The following is a 14,360-nucleotide window of genomic DNA, read 5'->3' as shown; positions in this document are numbered from 1 at the left end:
TTTATTTGATGAAAATGTAATTTGGCGAAACCGCTTGGGCGACAAACAATTGCACTTTTCTACTAAGTTTCAATGAATAATTCAGGATGAAATTCATTCTGCTATAAACAAAAAGAGTTGTTCGTGAGGAAAAGCATCTTGTGACAGGTGCATATTAAGGCTTATCGTGGTGCTTTGAAAAACGAAGGGTAGTTTCGAGGGGGAGATCGATGAGTGAATTGTTTTGGTCAGCGATTATAATGGTTATCTCAGGCGGGATCGGTGAATTTTTTGCAGGTAAGATAACAGATAAACGCAAACGATCGAATACTAGAACAGGTCTATGGGCGGTGATAGGAATTGGATTTGTTATTGCCTGGCTAGTGAGTTAAAATCCCCACGACAGATGAAAAGCGTACAGTTACGGCTGTACGCTTTTAAAAAATAATACCTTGCATTGCAAGATATTTATGGATATAATGCAAATATACCTTGTAATACATGATATACAAATGGGGTGACACGCCATTGTCGACAACACAGATGATGAAAGGGATTCTGGATGGATGTTTGCTGGCTATTATTAAAGACAGGGAAGTATATGGGTACGAATTGGCAGAGCAGCTGGGGAAGTACGGGTTTGAGTCGCTAAGTGAAGGGACGATTTATCCTTTATTGATGCGGATGCAAAAGGAGGAGCTTGTCACGTCCACACGGAAAAAGTCAACCGCCGGGCCGAAAAGAAAGTATTATTCGCTTACAGCAAAAGGGGAAGAGGAATTAGTAAAGTTCATTGAGCGTTGGAATTATTTACAGACCAATGTTAATGGAATCCTTAACCATGAAGTAGATACAGAGGGGAGTGGTTTCGATGGCAATCAATAATGTTCCATTATCCGAAAAAAGCAGGGAATTTTTGGAGGAACTGCGGGTTTATTTATTTTCCAGCGGTAAAAAAGAAGACGAGATAGATGAAATCGTCGAAGAATTGGAAGTTCATCTTTTAGAAGCGGAAGAACAAGGCAAACCAATTGAAAAAGTGGTAGGAGATTCACCTAAAGCATATATGGAACAGCTTTCGAGTGTAATGGATATTGATACGAAAACTTGGTTCAAATATGCACTTATTATTATCCTTGGTTCATTTTCTTTTAAAATAATTGGAGATCTGTTAAGGGGGGAACTTTCTTATTCGATTTTAGCAATCATTGGTCATATTGTTATTTCGGGTATGTTCATCCTGGGATTATTTGGAGCTTTTAGATATATTTCTGCACGTCAGGTTTCTAACGTAAAACAGTTCTTCACGTTAGCAATAGTCGGCGGCGCTCCATTTCTGCTGTTTTTTGGTCTGATTTTCCTGGACAGGTCGGTAGAAACACCTGTTTTTCACTTTGGACAGATAGGGTCGATTATTATTGGTGTCCTAACGTTATTGTTTGTAGCGGCAATTTCCATATGGTCCAAAAGCTGGGTTATTCCAATTATTCTTGCATTGTTGTATCTTCCGGAACTGATTCTGAATCAGACAGGACTTGAAAAAACTACTGTCATAACAGTAAGTTTGTTTATAACTTATGGTGGTTTGGCAGTATATCTTATTTTCGTAAATAAAAAGTTAAACCGTGAGTAGAAACGATTCAGCTAACCCGATAGAAATAGGGTTAGCTGGACTGTGAACAGTTTATTCCATCCCACGAATCTTCTCATTTCGCTTCACCATTTGCTCATACCGCTTCTTAAACTGCACCAGTTCATCTCCGGAAAAATCATCGGTCACAATCGCCTCGCTTACTTCTTGCAGTGCATGCTCCACGCGTTCTTTCACTGCATCAACGGTCAGCTTTATTCCGAGCAGCTCGGATAAAGAAGCCATGACGATAGGGTTAATGTCCGGATAGTCAAATTTTGTCTCCTCCCCTTTCCGGGCCACGTCATAAAAGTCCCGGATCAGCTGGGCGCGCTCCTGGCCCTTACCTTCCACGTCCAAATAAATCTGAATGGCTGCTCCGTCTTTGACACGGCGCTGCGAGATGCCGGCGAATTTTTTTCCGCCGATACTCAGGTCATAGTCGCCGGGGCAATAGGAACCAATGATTTCATATGCTTCAATATCGCTGGTGACATCACGCAGCATGAACTGGATGAAGCGGACCATGGCGTCGTAACATTCGTGGATGGAAATACCACTGACATCGGGCAGGATGAGGGAAATGTTCAAAACGCCTGCATCCAGCGGGACGGCCAGCCCGCCGGAATTGCGGACAACCGCTTTATAGCCACGATCTGATAAAAGCCGAATACCTTCTTCCAAATAGGGCAGACGTGAATCCGGGATGCCCAAAACGACGGTATCCGGATGCACCCACAGCCGAAGCGCCGGATTCACATCCGCACCGGCAACGGACAGGGCAAGCACATCGTCGACAGCAAACGACGTCAGTGCGGTATAGTCCCGCCCGTGGAAAAATTTCTTTTCTGTATGGTCAAGGTAACGAAACTCCTTGTGGTGAACGACTTCCTTCCAATTTTTCATAATGTACTCCTTTAGTCTATCCTTTTAACTCTAGTGAAACTATTATATAATATAAATCAAATTGCCGAACAGAAACAGGTGAAAAAATGCCGTACAAAGATGAACAATTGCATGAGGAAAAAGTTTTCAAAGATCCGGTGCACCGGTATGTCCATGTTAATGACCGGGTAATTTGGGATTTGATTGCAACACCTGAGTTCCAGCGGCTGCGGCGGATTAAACAGCTCGGGACGACATACTTAACCTTCCATGGTGCCGAGCACAGCCGGTTCAATCACTCGCTCGGTGTCTATGAAATCGTCCGGCGGATTATCGCCAATTTTGAGGACAGCCCGCGCTGGGATGGAAATGAGCGGTTGCTCTGCCTGTGTGCTGCGCTCTTGCATGACCTGGGGCACGGACCGTTTTCCCACTCCTTTGAAAAAGTGTTTAAACTCGATCATGAGCATTTCACCCAGCAGATTATCCTCGGAGAAACACAGATTCACCGCATTCTGGAGCGGGTCGAGCCCGGTTTTTCCCAAAAAGTCGCCGATGTCATTGACAAAACATATGAGGACAAGCTTGTTGTCAGCCTCATTTCCAGTCAAATCGACGCTGACCGGATGGATTATCTGCAGCGTGATGCGTATTTCACCGGTGTCAGCTACGGGCATTTCGACATGGAGCGGATCCTTCGTGTCATGCGGCCGCTGGAGGATCAGGTTGTTATCAAGTCGAGCGGGATGCATGCTGTCGAGGATTATATTATGAGCCGCTATCAGATGTACTGGCAAGTTTATTTTCACCCGGTGACCCGCAGCGCGGAAGTGATTTTGTCGAAAATCCTGCATCGTGCTAAGTATTTGTACGAACATGACTATACATTCAAGCTGAAGCCGATTCATTTTATTTCCTTTTTTAATGAGTCAGTCGGTCTTCGTGACTATTTGAAGCTGGATGAGGCGGTTGTGTCTTATTATTTCCAGCTTTGGCAGGAAGAGGAAGACCCTATTTTACGCGATTTGTGCGAGCGGTTTATGAACCGGCGCCTGTTCAAATACATCGAATTCAATCCAAATCAGCAAATGAACGAGTGGAAGGAGCTTTACTCGCTGTTTAAAGATGCGGGCATTGACCCGGATTACTACCTGGAAGTCGACTCCTCATCCGATTTGCCGTACGATTTTTACCGTCCTGGCGAAGAAGAGGAGCGTCTGCCAATTCACTTGCTGATGTCGGATGGGGACTTAGTGGAACTGTCCCGCAACTCGGATATCGTCGAGTCAATTTCCGGAAAAAAACGGACAGACCATAAGCTGTACTTCCCGGCAGACCGGCTGAAACAGCTGCCAGCCAATCATCCGGCAAAAGAGCGGATTGTTGAATTGCTGCATCTTTAAGTACATGTTGGTGAAGAAGGATAAAAATGCGTGTTCAAAAAGGAGGATAGAAAGGACCGAGAAGTTCGAGGCGGCGTAGCTCCCGAGTAGCGGAGTGTATGGAAATTATACATAAGCAACGGAAAAGCAAGCCAACGAAAAAAATTCGAAGTGTCCTTTTTACTGGACTTTTTGAACAACCTCTAAAAAGGGTTTTTTGGCCAATTTTGCCATGTCCCAACATTGTAAAGGAGCGAAATACCATGCTGACAGACCACGCTAAACTCATGCAGTTTTTTTCCGAGGCCAAGGAAGTGACCGGACGGAAAAAGCTGCAGAAGATGATTTATATATTGCAAAAATGCAACTTCCCATTCGAGGAAAAATACCAGTTTCATTTTTACGGGCCGTATTCCGAAGAGCTGTCGCTAAGAGTGGAGGAACTGTGTAACCTTGGTTTCATTACCGAGGAAAAAGAGGAGAAGAGCAACTATTTTCAGTATCGTTACGACATAACCGGTGACGGGCTGGATTTCCTGCACCAATTTCAGATGGACATGCCGGATATGACCGGGCAGATTGCATTGCTGAAGGAAAAAAGCTCCCGGTTTCTTGAGCTCGTTTCGACGGTGCTTTATTTTGACGGGCTGAGCCGTGATGAAGTAATTGAGAAAGTGCATACGGTTAAACCGAAGCAAAATTACACCGAACTGGAATTGGACGAGGCGTTTCGGTTTATCAGCACGATCACCCCGGTGCAGTGAACCAGTTCAGTGGCTTTATAAGAGGGACCATCCGGACTGGTGAGCGTTCGGATGAACAGTGCTGGGACAATATGCTACAATGGGAATCAGCCTATTTTAGGAGGGTTTTGAAATGAGTTCGGATCAATCTTCCAATCAAAAGAAAAGCAACCAGTTCACCATAATTAAAGATGACCCGAATGACGGTCATGGTGGATATGGCGTTGGTGCCATCAGCCTGGAGAATATGTCATCCGTCATCATTGATCCAAATGAGGACCGTGCGTTTATCGACATGGGAGCGATGCATGCGCGCAGTGAGGTTGAGCGCCGTGTTAAGTTTCAAAATGACAGGGATGTTGTCGCAAATGGCAAATTGTACTGGATCGTCTGGGTAAATACGGAAAAGGGTGAAAATGGTCCATACTTTTCCGGAGTATGCGGCAGTGAAATCGTTGTCGACCGGTCCATCAAGCGTGCGTACAAGTCCATGCCAGAGCATGTCACACATATGGAAAAGTCACTGAAGGGTAAAATTATGGTGGAACATATGGACGACCATTCTAAAAAATTGCTAAGAGACTTCCTCGCTAATTTTGAAGGCGGCGACATGTGGGCGAATTCCTCCGACGAATTAAAAGAAGCCCTTCCGAATGAATGAACATTTTGTGACCGAATAATGAACAATTATTTTTCGGCTTGTACTTTTGGATGGAACTTTGTAAAATATGTGTACATGGACTAACACATGTATTACTAGGACACAGGAAGAGCTGACTCCGGCTGAGGCATTGCCTATCGGGAGTCAGCTCTTTTTGTTTTGGGTCTATTTATTGGTTAATTTGGGATGATATTTTCTTAACGGGTTGGCGAGTTGATATTTCCGGTTGATACTATGCTTCGAGCGGTTGATAACAGCCGTCGACCGGTTGATACTTGGCCCCAGCGGTTGATATCCACCGGAAACCGGTCGATACTTGGCCCCAGCGGTTGATATCGACCGTAAACCGGTTGATACTTGGCCCCCACCGGTTGATATCTGCCGCAAATCGGCAGATATTTCACCACTTCCGGCTCCTGGAAACTAATATCTACCCCGCAAGCAGCTATTCCACAGGCAAAACCTCTGAGCCTTCTCAAAACAGAAAGTCGAATACTTTTTTGAGCATGCCCTTGTCCTGCTCTTTTTCCTTGTCTTTGTCTGGCTTCTGATCACCATCCGGCATATGCACGTCACAGTATTCCTCTGGTCCAGTTCCTTTTTCAAAATACATGAGACGGCTTGTGTCGCAATAAGGGGTAGCTCGTTTACCGCTTTCGGGATCAACCTGAATGCCGGTTACACCGGACGGCATTTTGAATTTTTTCCCTGCGTTTTCCTTATGGGCACCTTCCATAACACTTGCCCATATTTGTTTGGCATATGTGTGTTCATTTACTTTCATCATTTGCCTGTTGTCGTCATACCCGGTCCACACGCCTACTGTGAGGGACGGGCTGTATCCGACCATCCAGCTGTCCGCATTCGTTGTGCCTGACTTGCCGGCATAGGCTCTGCTCAGGTCATCGGCAATTCCCGATCCGGTTACCGACATGTAGCCATCAAGGGAGTGGTCAAACATACCGGTTAATAGATGGGTCAGGACGAATGATGTCTGCGGATCCAGCACTTGTTTTCCTTCTTCTTGTTCGCGTTCAAAAACCGTTCTGCCGTGCCGGTTCGTAATTTTGGTCACGGTATGGCCTTCAATCTGGTGTCCGCCATTGGCCAGCATCCCGTAGCCGGTTACCATCTCTTCCACCGTCACAGCAGCACTCCCGAGAGCAAGGGAAGGGACGGCCGGAAGCTTGCTGTCAAACCCGAATTTCCGGGCTGTTTTGACTAACTTTTCCGGACCAAGGTACAGGTTCGTCTTCACGGCATAGACGTTATCTGAAAGTGCCAGCGCCTGGGCAAGTGTTATGGGCTCGTCGGCATAGTAGCCATTATAGTTGCTCGGCTGATAGACTTTCCCATTTTCCAGTCTGAATGCAGTTGGTTTGCTCATCAGCATGGTTGCTGGAGTGTAGCCGTTTTTCAGTGCCGCGTAATACAGAAACGGTTTGAAAGCCGATCCCGGCATCCGCTCCGCCTTTATTGCCCGGTTGAACTGGCTGTTGTTATAATCCCGGCCGCCGATGAGGGCCCGGACGCCACCGGTTGCGGGATCCATGGCCATGGCACCGAGCTGGATCTCACTGCCGGACTGGATCACCGTGGATGCACTCTGTTTCATCTGCTGCTGCAACTGTTTATCAAGCGTGGTGTGAATATGATAGCCGCCGGAGCGCACCTTTTCCGCATCAAGTCCAAGAAGCGACGCAGCCTCCTTCAGAACGGTATCCTGAAAATACGGAGCAAGCGGTACACGCTCCCGTTCTTCCGCATCGGTAAAGGCGAGCTTTTTCCGTGATGCCAGATTATGTTCCTGTTCGGTAATGGCACCGTCTTCAAGCATGACATTAAGGGTGTGGCGCTGGCGTTTTTTGGCATTTTCCCGATTGTTGAACGGGGAATAGTACGCAGGGCCCTTCGGAATGGAAGCCAGCATCGCACTTTCAGCCAGTGTGAGACTGTCTGCAGATTTATCGAAAAAATGCTTGCTCGCCGCTTCCACGCCATACGCGCCATGTCCATAGTAAATCGTGTTCAGGTACCCCTCGAGAATTTCCTTTTTGGAATAATGGACCTCCAGCCGCACCGTATAAAACGCTTCCTTCAGCTTGCGCACCCACGTTTTTTCATGCGACAAATACAAATTCCGGGCATATTGCTGGGTGAGGGTGCTCGCGCCTTCTTTCAGGGAAAAACTTTTCAAATCAGATAGCAAAGCACCAGCAATCCGTTTCAAATCGAAGCCATTATGCTCGTAGAAATGCTGATCCTCAACAGCCAGCGTTGCCTTGACGAGATGAGGCGACATGTCATCCAGACTTACCCAGTGACGGTTTTCCGCACCATGTTCCTCCCCGATGACGTCCCCATTCGTATCATAATACACCGTGTTCTGGTCATTGGTTAGTGGCGGCGGGCCAAGCAGAAAACTAACCGTATAAACGCCGACCAAAAGTGTCATGCTCACCACAAACACCGCCAGCGGCACCAAGTATGCCATCCGTTTCTTGTTTCCATTGAGCCGCAATAAATTCCGCATATCACATACTCCATTTTCGACAGATTTCTAGCTAGTTCCATTATGGGAAAAAATAAACGAAATTAAACCCGGGCTTGGGTTATTGTGTTGAATGTTGATGTGACATGTCGAAAGTGACGGGGGTGTGGCGGAAAGGCAAAGGCGGGGTGTTATTTTTTGTGTAAGCTGTCGAGAGGGGGGGCATCAGCGCTGGTCGGGGTGGGGTATCAACCGATTTGGGTGAGTAATCAACCGGCCGGGGTGTAGAATCAACCAAAATGAGAAAGAATCGACCGGTTATCAGGAGAAATCAACCGGTTGGGGCGAGAAATCAACCGGTCGTGGTGTAGAATCAACCAAAATGAGAAAGAATCGACCGGTTTTCAGGTGTAATCAACCGGTTGGGGCCAGAAATCGACCGATCGAGGTGTAGAATCAACCAGTATGGGAAGAATCGACCGGTTTTCAGGTAGAATCAACCGGTTGGGGCGAGAAATCAACCGGTCGGGGTGTAGAATCAACCAATATGAGGAGAAATCAACCGTCCGGGGCGAGGAATCAACCGTTCGGGTCCACATATCGACCGGTCAGAACCAATCATCAACCTTTAACAGAAAATATCATCCTGAGCCGCAAGATTTTCAACCATCGACGTCAAATTTCAGCCCAAGTGGCAGGAAAACTATCACCGGTCAGCCTTTGTATTGAAATCATGTGGGATTTATCGCTATAATAGGTTATTATATGATGCAGGAGCGGTTAAGAATGAAGGACAATGCAAAACAGGTTGCCATTGAGCTCGAAACGTCGATTGATGACAATGGTGAAATGGAGTACAATACGGTAAGGCAGACAGGCCAGTTTTACCAAAAAGAAACAATGGACGTGCTTACGTATACAGAAACACTAGATGACGGGTCGAATGTCAGCAGTCTGATCACGATTTATGAAGACAGGGTAAGCATCAAGCGGAAAGGGCCGGTTGCCATGCATCAGCAGTTCCGTCCGCATCGGTCCACCGAAAATGTTTACCAGCACCCGCATGGCACGATACATATGGAAACCTATACCAAAGCTATTGATTACCGCAGGCCGGCAGCAGAGCAGGCTGGCTTGTTGACCATCGCTTATACAGTAAAATTGAATGGACAGGATGAACGCAATCATCAATTGACCTTGAACGTACGTGATAAGGAGGACTCTCAATGAGCAACGTGTTGGCACAGACGGAAGATATACTGAAACAAGAGATTGCCGCAGCTGTTGTACAGGCAGGATTGGCGGCAGAAGAAGAACTGCCGGAAGTCATTCTGGAAAAACCGAAAGAAAAAACGCACGGTGATTTTGCGACCAATATTGCCATGCAGCTGGCACGTATCGCCAAAAAAGCACCACGCCAGATTGCCGATGATATCGTGGCTCATCTCGACCAAGCGAAAGCGAGTGTCGCCAGCGTTGAAGTGGCGGGGCCCGGCTTCATCAACTTTTTTATGAAAAATGATTTTCTCGGTGATTTGATTCCGGCCATTTTGGAAGCAGGGGAGTCGTACGGCCGAACGGATTCCGGCAAGGGGGAAAAGGTGCAGGTTGAGTTTGTCTCCGTCAACCCGACCGGCGATCTGCATCTTGGCCATGCCCGTGGTGCGGCATATGGTGATGTTTTTTGCAATGTGCTGGATGCGGCAGGTTATGACGTCGAACGGGAATATTACATTAACGATGCCGGCAACCAGGTCGATAAGCTCGCTTCGTCCGTTGCAGTCCGGTATTTGCAGGCACTTGGCCGTGATGCAGTCATGCCTGAGGACGGATACCGCGGTGAAGATGTGGCTGCCATTGGCCGGGAGCTGGCGGAAGAACACGGTGAAAAATGGGCGGACGCCGATGAATCCGAGCGTTATTCCTTTTTCCGGGAGTACGGGCTGAATCATGCGCTGGAGCAGATCAGGAAAGACCTCGCCGACTTCCGCGTGCATTTTGACAACTGGTTTTCCGAGCAGTCGCTGTACAATGACGGCAAAGTGGAAGCAGCTGTGGAAACGCTGCGGAATGGCGGTTATGTGTATGAAGAAGACGGAGCAACCTGGTTCCGCTCGACCGATTTTGGCGATGATAAGGATCGGGTTTTAATCAAACAGGACGGCAGCTATACGTACCTGACACCAGACATCGCTTATCATAAAGACAAGCTGGAGCGCGGCTTTAATAAGATTATTAATGTATGGGGATCCGACCATCACGGCTATATCGCCCGGATGCAGGCTGCCATCCAGGCACTCGGCTATCCGAAAGATAAATTGGGTGTAAAAATCATCCAGATCGTCAACCTGTTTGAAGGCGGCGAGAAACTGCGCATGAGCAAGCGGACAGGCAATGCTGTTGCACTGCGGGATCTAATGGAAGAGGCAGGGGTTGACGCGACACGCTACTTCTTCGTTATGCGATCCAATGATACCCAATTCGACTTTGATTTGGACCTGGCCCGTTCCGAATCCAACGACAACCCTGTTTATTACGTACAGTACGCCCATGCCAGGATTTGTACGATGCTAAAACAGGCAGAGGAAAAAGGGTTTGCCGACAGTGAGCAGTTTGACGCGAAACTGCTCACATCCGAGAAGGAAGTGGACCTGCTGAAAAAACTGGGCGAATTTCCGCAAACAATCGCGGAAGCTGGCGAAAAACACGCACCGCATAAAGTGCCGCAGTATGTTTTCGACCTGGCATCCCAGCTGCATAGCTTCTATAATGCAGAAAAAGTGCTCGACCCGGACAACCCGGAACGCACAAAAGCCCGGATTGCCCTGATGAAAGCAGTCCGCACCACCCTGGCAAACGGCCTTGGACTAATCGGAATAACCGCACCAGAAAAAATGTAATCATCATTAGCTGCAGGGGTTCAGTACTCCTGCAACTTTTTAGTGGGACGCGGGAACAGGCTTACTGTTCCAGTTTAAGCGGACAGGTTGGTACTGAGCGGTGGACCTGAGCAGGTCAAATCGAGCGAGAAAGACCTCGAATCGAGCGACACCGGCTTCAAATCGAGCGAGGGCCGTCCAGCTGTACTGCCTGTAGAAAAAAGCAGGCTCCTTTGTCAATGGCCTGCCTAACTGTTGCGATTAAACTCTTCTTGTTTTGTCTCTAACTGGTGTTTAAGAATATTCTTCCAGATTCTTGGAGGAATCTCTTTCCCCAGTGAATGGGAAACCCGCGTTCGTAACCATTTTCCATTGACAAATTTCCTATAATAGTAATGGTCTGCTCCCTTTTTATATTCCTCCCACCCGTTTCGCTCACAGTAGCGTTTTAAATCCCTGAATTTAGGCAACTTCTTCTCCAAATAGTAATTGTTCAATATCTTCTTTGGTATCACAGAGCAAAATACGCAAAGCATACGGGGTAAGAGTGCGTGTATTTTTGGCCTGGAACATATAAGGCTCATTCATGAAATCCTCAGCAAATTCCCGGGCTGTTTCTGCAGCTGCCCGTTTACATTCCTCTTCAGTATCTCCCATAGCATAATCATTCAATGGCATAATCCAGGCCCAATAGGTTCCGTCGTTTTCTAAGCGTATATCAATGTCAAATGTATATTGCCCCAGGGTCTCAGCAAGCATTGAACGGCTTAAAATAACACCATCCGTCTCTGTCTGCTTCCGCGCTTTAATCAATGAGGGAATAAAATTCTGTACATCATCAAAAACAGTTGTAAAGTTCTGTCTGGCTGCTGAAAAACGATATTCTTTTAACATACTCAATCACCCTTTCACCTCCTACACTACCATGTTATGTACAATTTGTACAATTAGTACAAATTTTATACACTGGGTATCTAAAAAACTTGGGCGGAACACGGGGACAGGCTTATTGTCCCGGTCTAAGCGGCAGGTTGAAACTGAGCGGTGGCTTGAGCAGGTTAAATCGAGCGACGCCAGCCCAAATCGAGCGAGAGCCGCGTCAATTCGAGCGACACGCGCCACAAAACGAGCGACGCCCAACTCAAATCGAGCGAGAGGCCACCTCAAATCTACCCACCTCAATACGAGCGGGGTCCTCTTCTACTACTACAATCGTACGCATTTCCAAAAAAGTGTTATTTTCCCACAAAATTCGACTTCAGCAACATTTTGTGCATAATTTTCAAAAATTGGTTGACTGAATGATCACTCATCATATAAAGTATAAGTAGAATCATAGTATTAAAGTGCTGGCGGTTTTTTATTTTCAAATTAATGCAATCGTTATCATTTTCCGTTATACTACAAATAAAGGGGGAAGTGCATCATGGACATATTTTTGACAGTGAATTGGATAGCATTCACTGCGATTGTCATTTATGGCGTTTACCTATTCGCCAAAGTGGTGGCGACGCGTGTTTCCTATATCAAGCTTGGGAAAAAGTCTGAGTTTGACCGGGATTTTAAAGAACGCTTCCGCCGCGTTGGCAAAATAGTTTTTGGCCAGTCGAAACTATTAAAAGATAAAAAGTCCGGAACCATTCACGTGATGATGTTCTACGGGTTCCTGCTCGTGCAGTTCGGGGCTATTGATATGTTTGTAAAAGGATTGGCACCGGGGAATCATTTGCCGTTTGGCATGTTCTATCCGGGATTCACGTTTTTCCAGGAACTTGTGACATTAATGATCCTGGTAGCCGTTGTATGGGCGTTTTACCGCCGCTATATTGAAAAAATCGTCCGTTTGAAACGCGGGTTTAAAGCAGGTCTTGTGCTGTTATTCATTGGAACATTGATGCTGTCTGTACTGCTTGGCAACGGAATGATGATTGTCTGGCACGGGGATGCTGCAACTTGGACCGAACCGGTTGCCAGTTTAATAGCTCTTGCATTTGGATGGCTGCCGCAAACCGCTGCCATGGTGTTATTCTACGTTTTCTGGTGGATTCACACGGTTACCATACTGGCATTTTTAGTTTATGTGCCGCAGTCCAAGCACGCACACTTGATTGCAGCGCCTATTAACGTATTCTTGAGTAAGCGCGTACCAGGCAAATTAAAACCGATAGATTTTGATATTGACGACGAGCAAAATGAGGATGAAATTTCGTTTGGTGTCGGCAAGGTGGAAGATTTCGAACAGCACCAGATGATTGATTTTTACGCATGTGTGGAATGCGGTCGTTGTACGGATGTCTGTCCAGCTGCAGGGACCGGAAAAATGCTGTCGCCGATGGATATTATGGTGAAAGTCCGCGATCATCTGACGGAAAAAGGCGCAGCTGTCACAGGCAAATCGCCATGGGTTCCTTCCTATGCGTTTTCCGGAACGAAAGGAAACGAGCTTGCTGGGCAGGGGGCAAGTGAAGCGGCAGCAGGCATGGAAAGCGTCAGCCTGATTGGGGATGTCATCACGGAAGAAGAACTTTCTGGCTGTACAACATGCCGTGCCTGTGAAGATGCTTGCCCGGTCATGAATGAACACGTCGGCACGATTATCGATATGCGCCGCTATCTGGTTATGACAGAAGGTAAAATGGACCCGGATGCCCAGCGCGCTGTTATGAACATCGAGCGTCAGGGCAATCCATGGGGGCTGTCCAAAAAAGACCGCATCAAGTGGCGCGAACAAGATGAGGAGGCTTACATCCCGACGATAAAAGAACTAAAGAAAGAGGAAAAAGATTTTGAGTATCTGTTCTGGGTCAGTTCAATGGGTTCATTTGACAACCGCAGCCAGAAAATTGCACTCGCGTTTGCCAAATTGATGAACCAGGCCGGCATTAGCTTTGCTATCCTCGGCAACAAGGAGCAGAACTCCGGGGATACGGCACGCCGCATCGGGAACGAGTTTTTGTTCCAGGAAATCGCCGAGAAAAATATAAAAGAATTCGAAAAGCATGATGTGAAAAAGATTGTAACCATCGACCCGCATGCTTATAACATTTTCAAAAATGAGTACCCGGATTTTGGTTTTGAAGCAGAAGTCTATCACCATACACAAATGCTGTATGACCTGGTGATGAATGGCAAACTGAAACCCGATCGGCCGATCAATCAGCGGCTCACGTACCATGATTCCTGTTATCTGGGCCGGTACAACGGCGTATACGACCCGCCGAGGGAAATTTTGAAGTCCATCCCAGGCCTTGACCTGGTAGAAATGGACCGCAGCAGGGAAAATGGCATGTGTTGTGGTGCTGGCGGCGGCCTGATGTGGACGGAAGACACAACCGGAAACCGGATTAACGTCGCCCGTACCGAACAGGCCATGCAAACTGAATCAACCATGATATCCAGCGCATGCCCATTCTGCCTCACCATGATCAGCGACGGCACAAAAGCAAAAGAAGTGGAAGAAGATATCAGTACCATGGACGTAGCCGAAATACTCGCATTATCCGTACTCACCGACGACCAGCAACAATCAGCCTAGGACGGGAGGATGGCACCCGGACCCAAAGTCGCGCGAAAACCGGAAAAGTCGCGCGACCCGGGCCAAAACTCGCGCGAAAATCGAGAAAGTCGTGCGACCCGGTCCCAAAGTCGCGCGAGCCGGGCCAAAACTCGCGCGCCCCGGACCAAAACTCGCGCGGCCCGAGTCCAAATTC

Annotated in this window: 14 protein-coding genes; 10 read left to right on the top strand and 4 right to left on the bottom strand. The window is 47.3% G+C overall.

Features of this window, described 5'->3' with window-relative positions; all coding sequences use genetic code 11:
• Positions 1-209: 209 nt before the first annotated feature.
• From ACFSUO_RS08810 to ACFSUO_RS08800, 3 genes are all read left to right on the top strand, one after another.
• Positions 210-371, top strand: a complete 162-nt coding sequence (locus tag ACFSUO_RS08810; protein WP_382393154.1) for a hypothetical protein — start codon at positions 210-212, stop codon at positions 369-371.
• Between the two features lie 136 nt (positions 372-507).
• Entirely contained in the window at positions 508-864 is a 357-nt protein-coding gene (locus tag ACFSUO_RS08805; RefSeq protein ID WP_382393152.1) for a PadR family transcriptional regulator, read from the top strand.
• Positions 851-1,612 carry an HAAS domain-containing protein gene (locus ACFSUO_RS08800; RefSeq protein ID WP_382393150.1) on the top strand — a complete coding sequence of 254 codons (762 nt, stop codon included), beginning with the start codon at positions 851-853 and terminating at the stop codon, positions 1,610-1,612. The genes ACFSUO_RS08805 and ACFSUO_RS08800 overlap by 14 nt, the downstream gene beginning before the upstream one ends.
• A 51-nt stretch (positions 1,613-1,663) precedes the next feature.
• On the opposite strand, the gene ACFSUO_RS08795 is transcribed toward ACFSUO_RS08800, so the two are convergent.
• On the bottom strand, positions 1,664-2,515 hold the full coding sequence (locus ACFSUO_RS08795; protein ID WP_382393148.1) for a lipoate--protein ligase family protein: 852 nt from the start codon (positions 2,513-2,515) through the stop codon (positions 1,664-1,666).
• An 86-nt stretch (positions 2,516-2,601) separates the two neighbouring features.
• Here ACFSUO_RS08795 and ACFSUO_RS08790 point away from each other — a divergent pair, with 86 nt between their 5' ends.
• From ACFSUO_RS08790 to ACFSUO_RS08780, 3 genes are all read left to right on the top strand, one after another.
• Positions 2,602-3,897, top strand: a complete 1,296-nt coding sequence (locus ACFSUO_RS08790; protein WP_382393146.1) for an HD domain-containing protein — start codon at positions 2,602-2,604, stop codon at positions 3,895-3,897.
• A 242-nt stretch (positions 3,898-4,139) separates the two neighbouring features.
• Complete coding sequence (locus ACFSUO_RS08785) at positions 4,140-4,640, top strand: YwgA family protein (RefSeq protein WP_382393144.1); 501 nt, start codon at positions 4,140-4,142, stop codon at positions 4,638-4,640.
• A gap of 112 nt (positions 4,641-4,752) precedes the next feature.
• Positions 4,753-5,280 (top strand): YwhD family protein, encoded by a 528-nt coding sequence (locus ACFSUO_RS08780; protein WP_382393142.1) that lies wholly within the window; start codon positions 4,753-4,755, stop codon positions 5,278-5,280.
• A gap of 197 nt (positions 5,281-5,477) precedes the next feature.
• Here ACFSUO_RS08780 and ACFSUO_RS08775 read toward each other — a convergent pair whose 3' ends face one another.
• Both ACFSUO_RS08775 and ACFSUO_RS08770 read right to left on the bottom strand, forming a co-directional pair.
• Positions 5,478-5,759, bottom strand: coding sequence for a hypothetical protein (locus ACFSUO_RS08775; protein WP_382393140.1), 282 nt, complete (start codon positions 5,757-5,759; stop codon positions 5,478-5,480).
• On the bottom strand, positions 5,756-7,813 hold the full coding sequence (locus ACFSUO_RS08770; RefSeq protein WP_382393138.1) for a transglycosylase domain-containing protein: 2,058 nt from the start codon (positions 7,811-7,813) through the stop codon (positions 5,756-5,758). Before ACFSUO_RS08770 ends, ACFSUO_RS08775 begins: the two co-directional genes overlap by 4 nt.
• 423 nt (positions 7,814-8,236) lie before the next feature.
• Here ACFSUO_RS08770 and ACFSUO_RS08765 point away from each other — a divergent pair, with 423 nt between their 5' ends.
• Genes ACFSUO_RS08765 through argS form a run of 3 tightly spaced genes read left to right on the top strand, consistent with a single transcriptional unit; the run spans position 8,237 to position 10,671 of the window.
• Complete coding sequence (locus ACFSUO_RS08765) at positions 8,237-8,500, top strand: hypothetical protein (protein ID WP_382393136.1); 264 nt, start codon at positions 8,237-8,239, stop codon at positions 8,498-8,500.
• Between the two features lie 57 nt (positions 8,501-8,557).
• Positions 8,558-9,001 (top strand): DUF1934 domain-containing protein, encoded by a 444-nt coding sequence (locus tag ACFSUO_RS08760; RefSeq protein WP_382393134.1) that lies wholly within the window; start codon positions 8,558-8,560, stop codon positions 8,999-9,001.
• Positions 8,998-10,671: an arginine--tRNA ligase gene (gene argS / locus ACFSUO_RS08755; protein ID WP_382393132.1), complete on the top strand. Its 1,674-nt coding sequence runs from the start codon at positions 8,998-9,000 to the stop codon at positions 10,669-10,671. Before ACFSUO_RS08760 ends, argS begins: the two co-directional genes overlap by 4 nt.
• Positions 10,672-11,112: 441 nt before the next feature.
• Here the strand turns inward: argS and ACFSUO_RS08750 are convergent, their stop codons facing one another.
• Positions 11,113-11,544 carry a hypothetical protein gene (locus tag ACFSUO_RS08750; RefSeq protein ID WP_382393168.1) on the bottom strand — a complete coding sequence of 144 codons (432 nt, stop codon included), beginning with the start codon at positions 11,542-11,544 and terminating at the stop codon, positions 11,113-11,115.
• A 532-nt stretch (positions 11,545-12,076) separates the two neighbouring features.
• On the opposite strand from ACFSUO_RS08750, the gene ACFSUO_RS08745 reads away from it, so the two are divergent.
• On the top strand, positions 12,077-14,185 hold the full coding sequence (locus tag ACFSUO_RS08745) for a heterodisulfide reductase-related iron-sulfur binding cluster (protein ID WP_382393130.1): 2,109 nt from the start codon (positions 12,077-12,079) through the stop codon (positions 14,183-14,185).
• The last annotated feature ends 175 nt before the right edge of the window (positions 14,186-14,360 follow it).

The sequence above is a fragment of the Lentibacillus juripiscarius genome, assembly GCF_042685205.1.
Classification (GTDB): domain Bacteria; phylum Bacillota; class Bacilli; order Bacillales; family Amphibacillaceae; genus Lentibacillus; species Lentibacillus juripiscarius.
This window is presented reverse-complemented; position numbering and strand designations above follow the sequence as displayed.

Bases quoted from the DNA above. Each gene is read 5' to 3' on its own strand.
- ACFSUO_RS08800 (WP_382393150.1), top strand. From the start codon at position 851: ATGGCAATCAATAATGTTCCATTATCCGAAAAAAGCAGGGAATTTTTG.
- ACFSUO_RS08760 (WP_382393134.1), top strand. From the start codon at position 8,558: ATGAAGGACAATGCAAAACAGGTTGCCATTGAGCTCGAAACGTCGATT.
- ACFSUO_RS08785 (WP_382393144.1), top strand. From the start codon at position 4,140: ATGCTGACAGACCACGCTAAACTCATGCAGTTTTTTTCCGAGGCCAAG.
- ACFSUO_RS08795 (WP_382393148.1), bottom strand. From the start codon at position 2,515: ATGAAAAATTGGAAGGAAGTCGTTCACCACAAGGAGTTTCGTTACCTT.
- ACFSUO_RS08810 (WP_382393154.1), top strand. From the start codon at position 210: ATGAGTGAATTGTTTTGGTCAGCGATTATAATGGTTATCTCAGGCGGG.
- ACFSUO_RS08750 (WP_382393168.1), bottom strand. From the start codon at position 11,544: ATGTTAAAAGAATATCGTTTTTCAGCAGCCAGACAGAACTTTACAACT.
- ACFSUO_RS08790 (WP_382393146.1), top strand. From the start codon at position 2,602: ATGCCGTACAAAGATGAACAATTGCATGAGGAAAAAGTTTTCAAAGAT.
- ACFSUO_RS08770 (WP_382393138.1), bottom strand. From the start codon at position 7,813: ATGCGGAATTTATTGCGGCTCAATGGAAACAAGAAACGGATGGCATAC.
- ACFSUO_RS08780 (WP_382393142.1), top strand. From the start codon at position 4,753: ATGAGTTCGGATCAATCTTCCAATCAAAAGAAAAGCAACCAGTTCACC.
- ACFSUO_RS08745 (WP_382393130.1), top strand. From the start codon at position 12,077: ATGGACATATTTTTGACAGTGAATTGGATAGCATTCACTGCGATTGTC.
- argS (WP_382393132.1), top strand. From the start codon at position 8,998: ATGAGCAACGTGTTGGCACAGACGGAAGATATACTGAAACAAGAGATT.
- ACFSUO_RS08765 (WP_382393136.1), top strand. From the start codon at position 8,237: ATGGGAAGAATCGACCGGTTTTCAGGTAGAATCAACCGGTTGGGGCGA.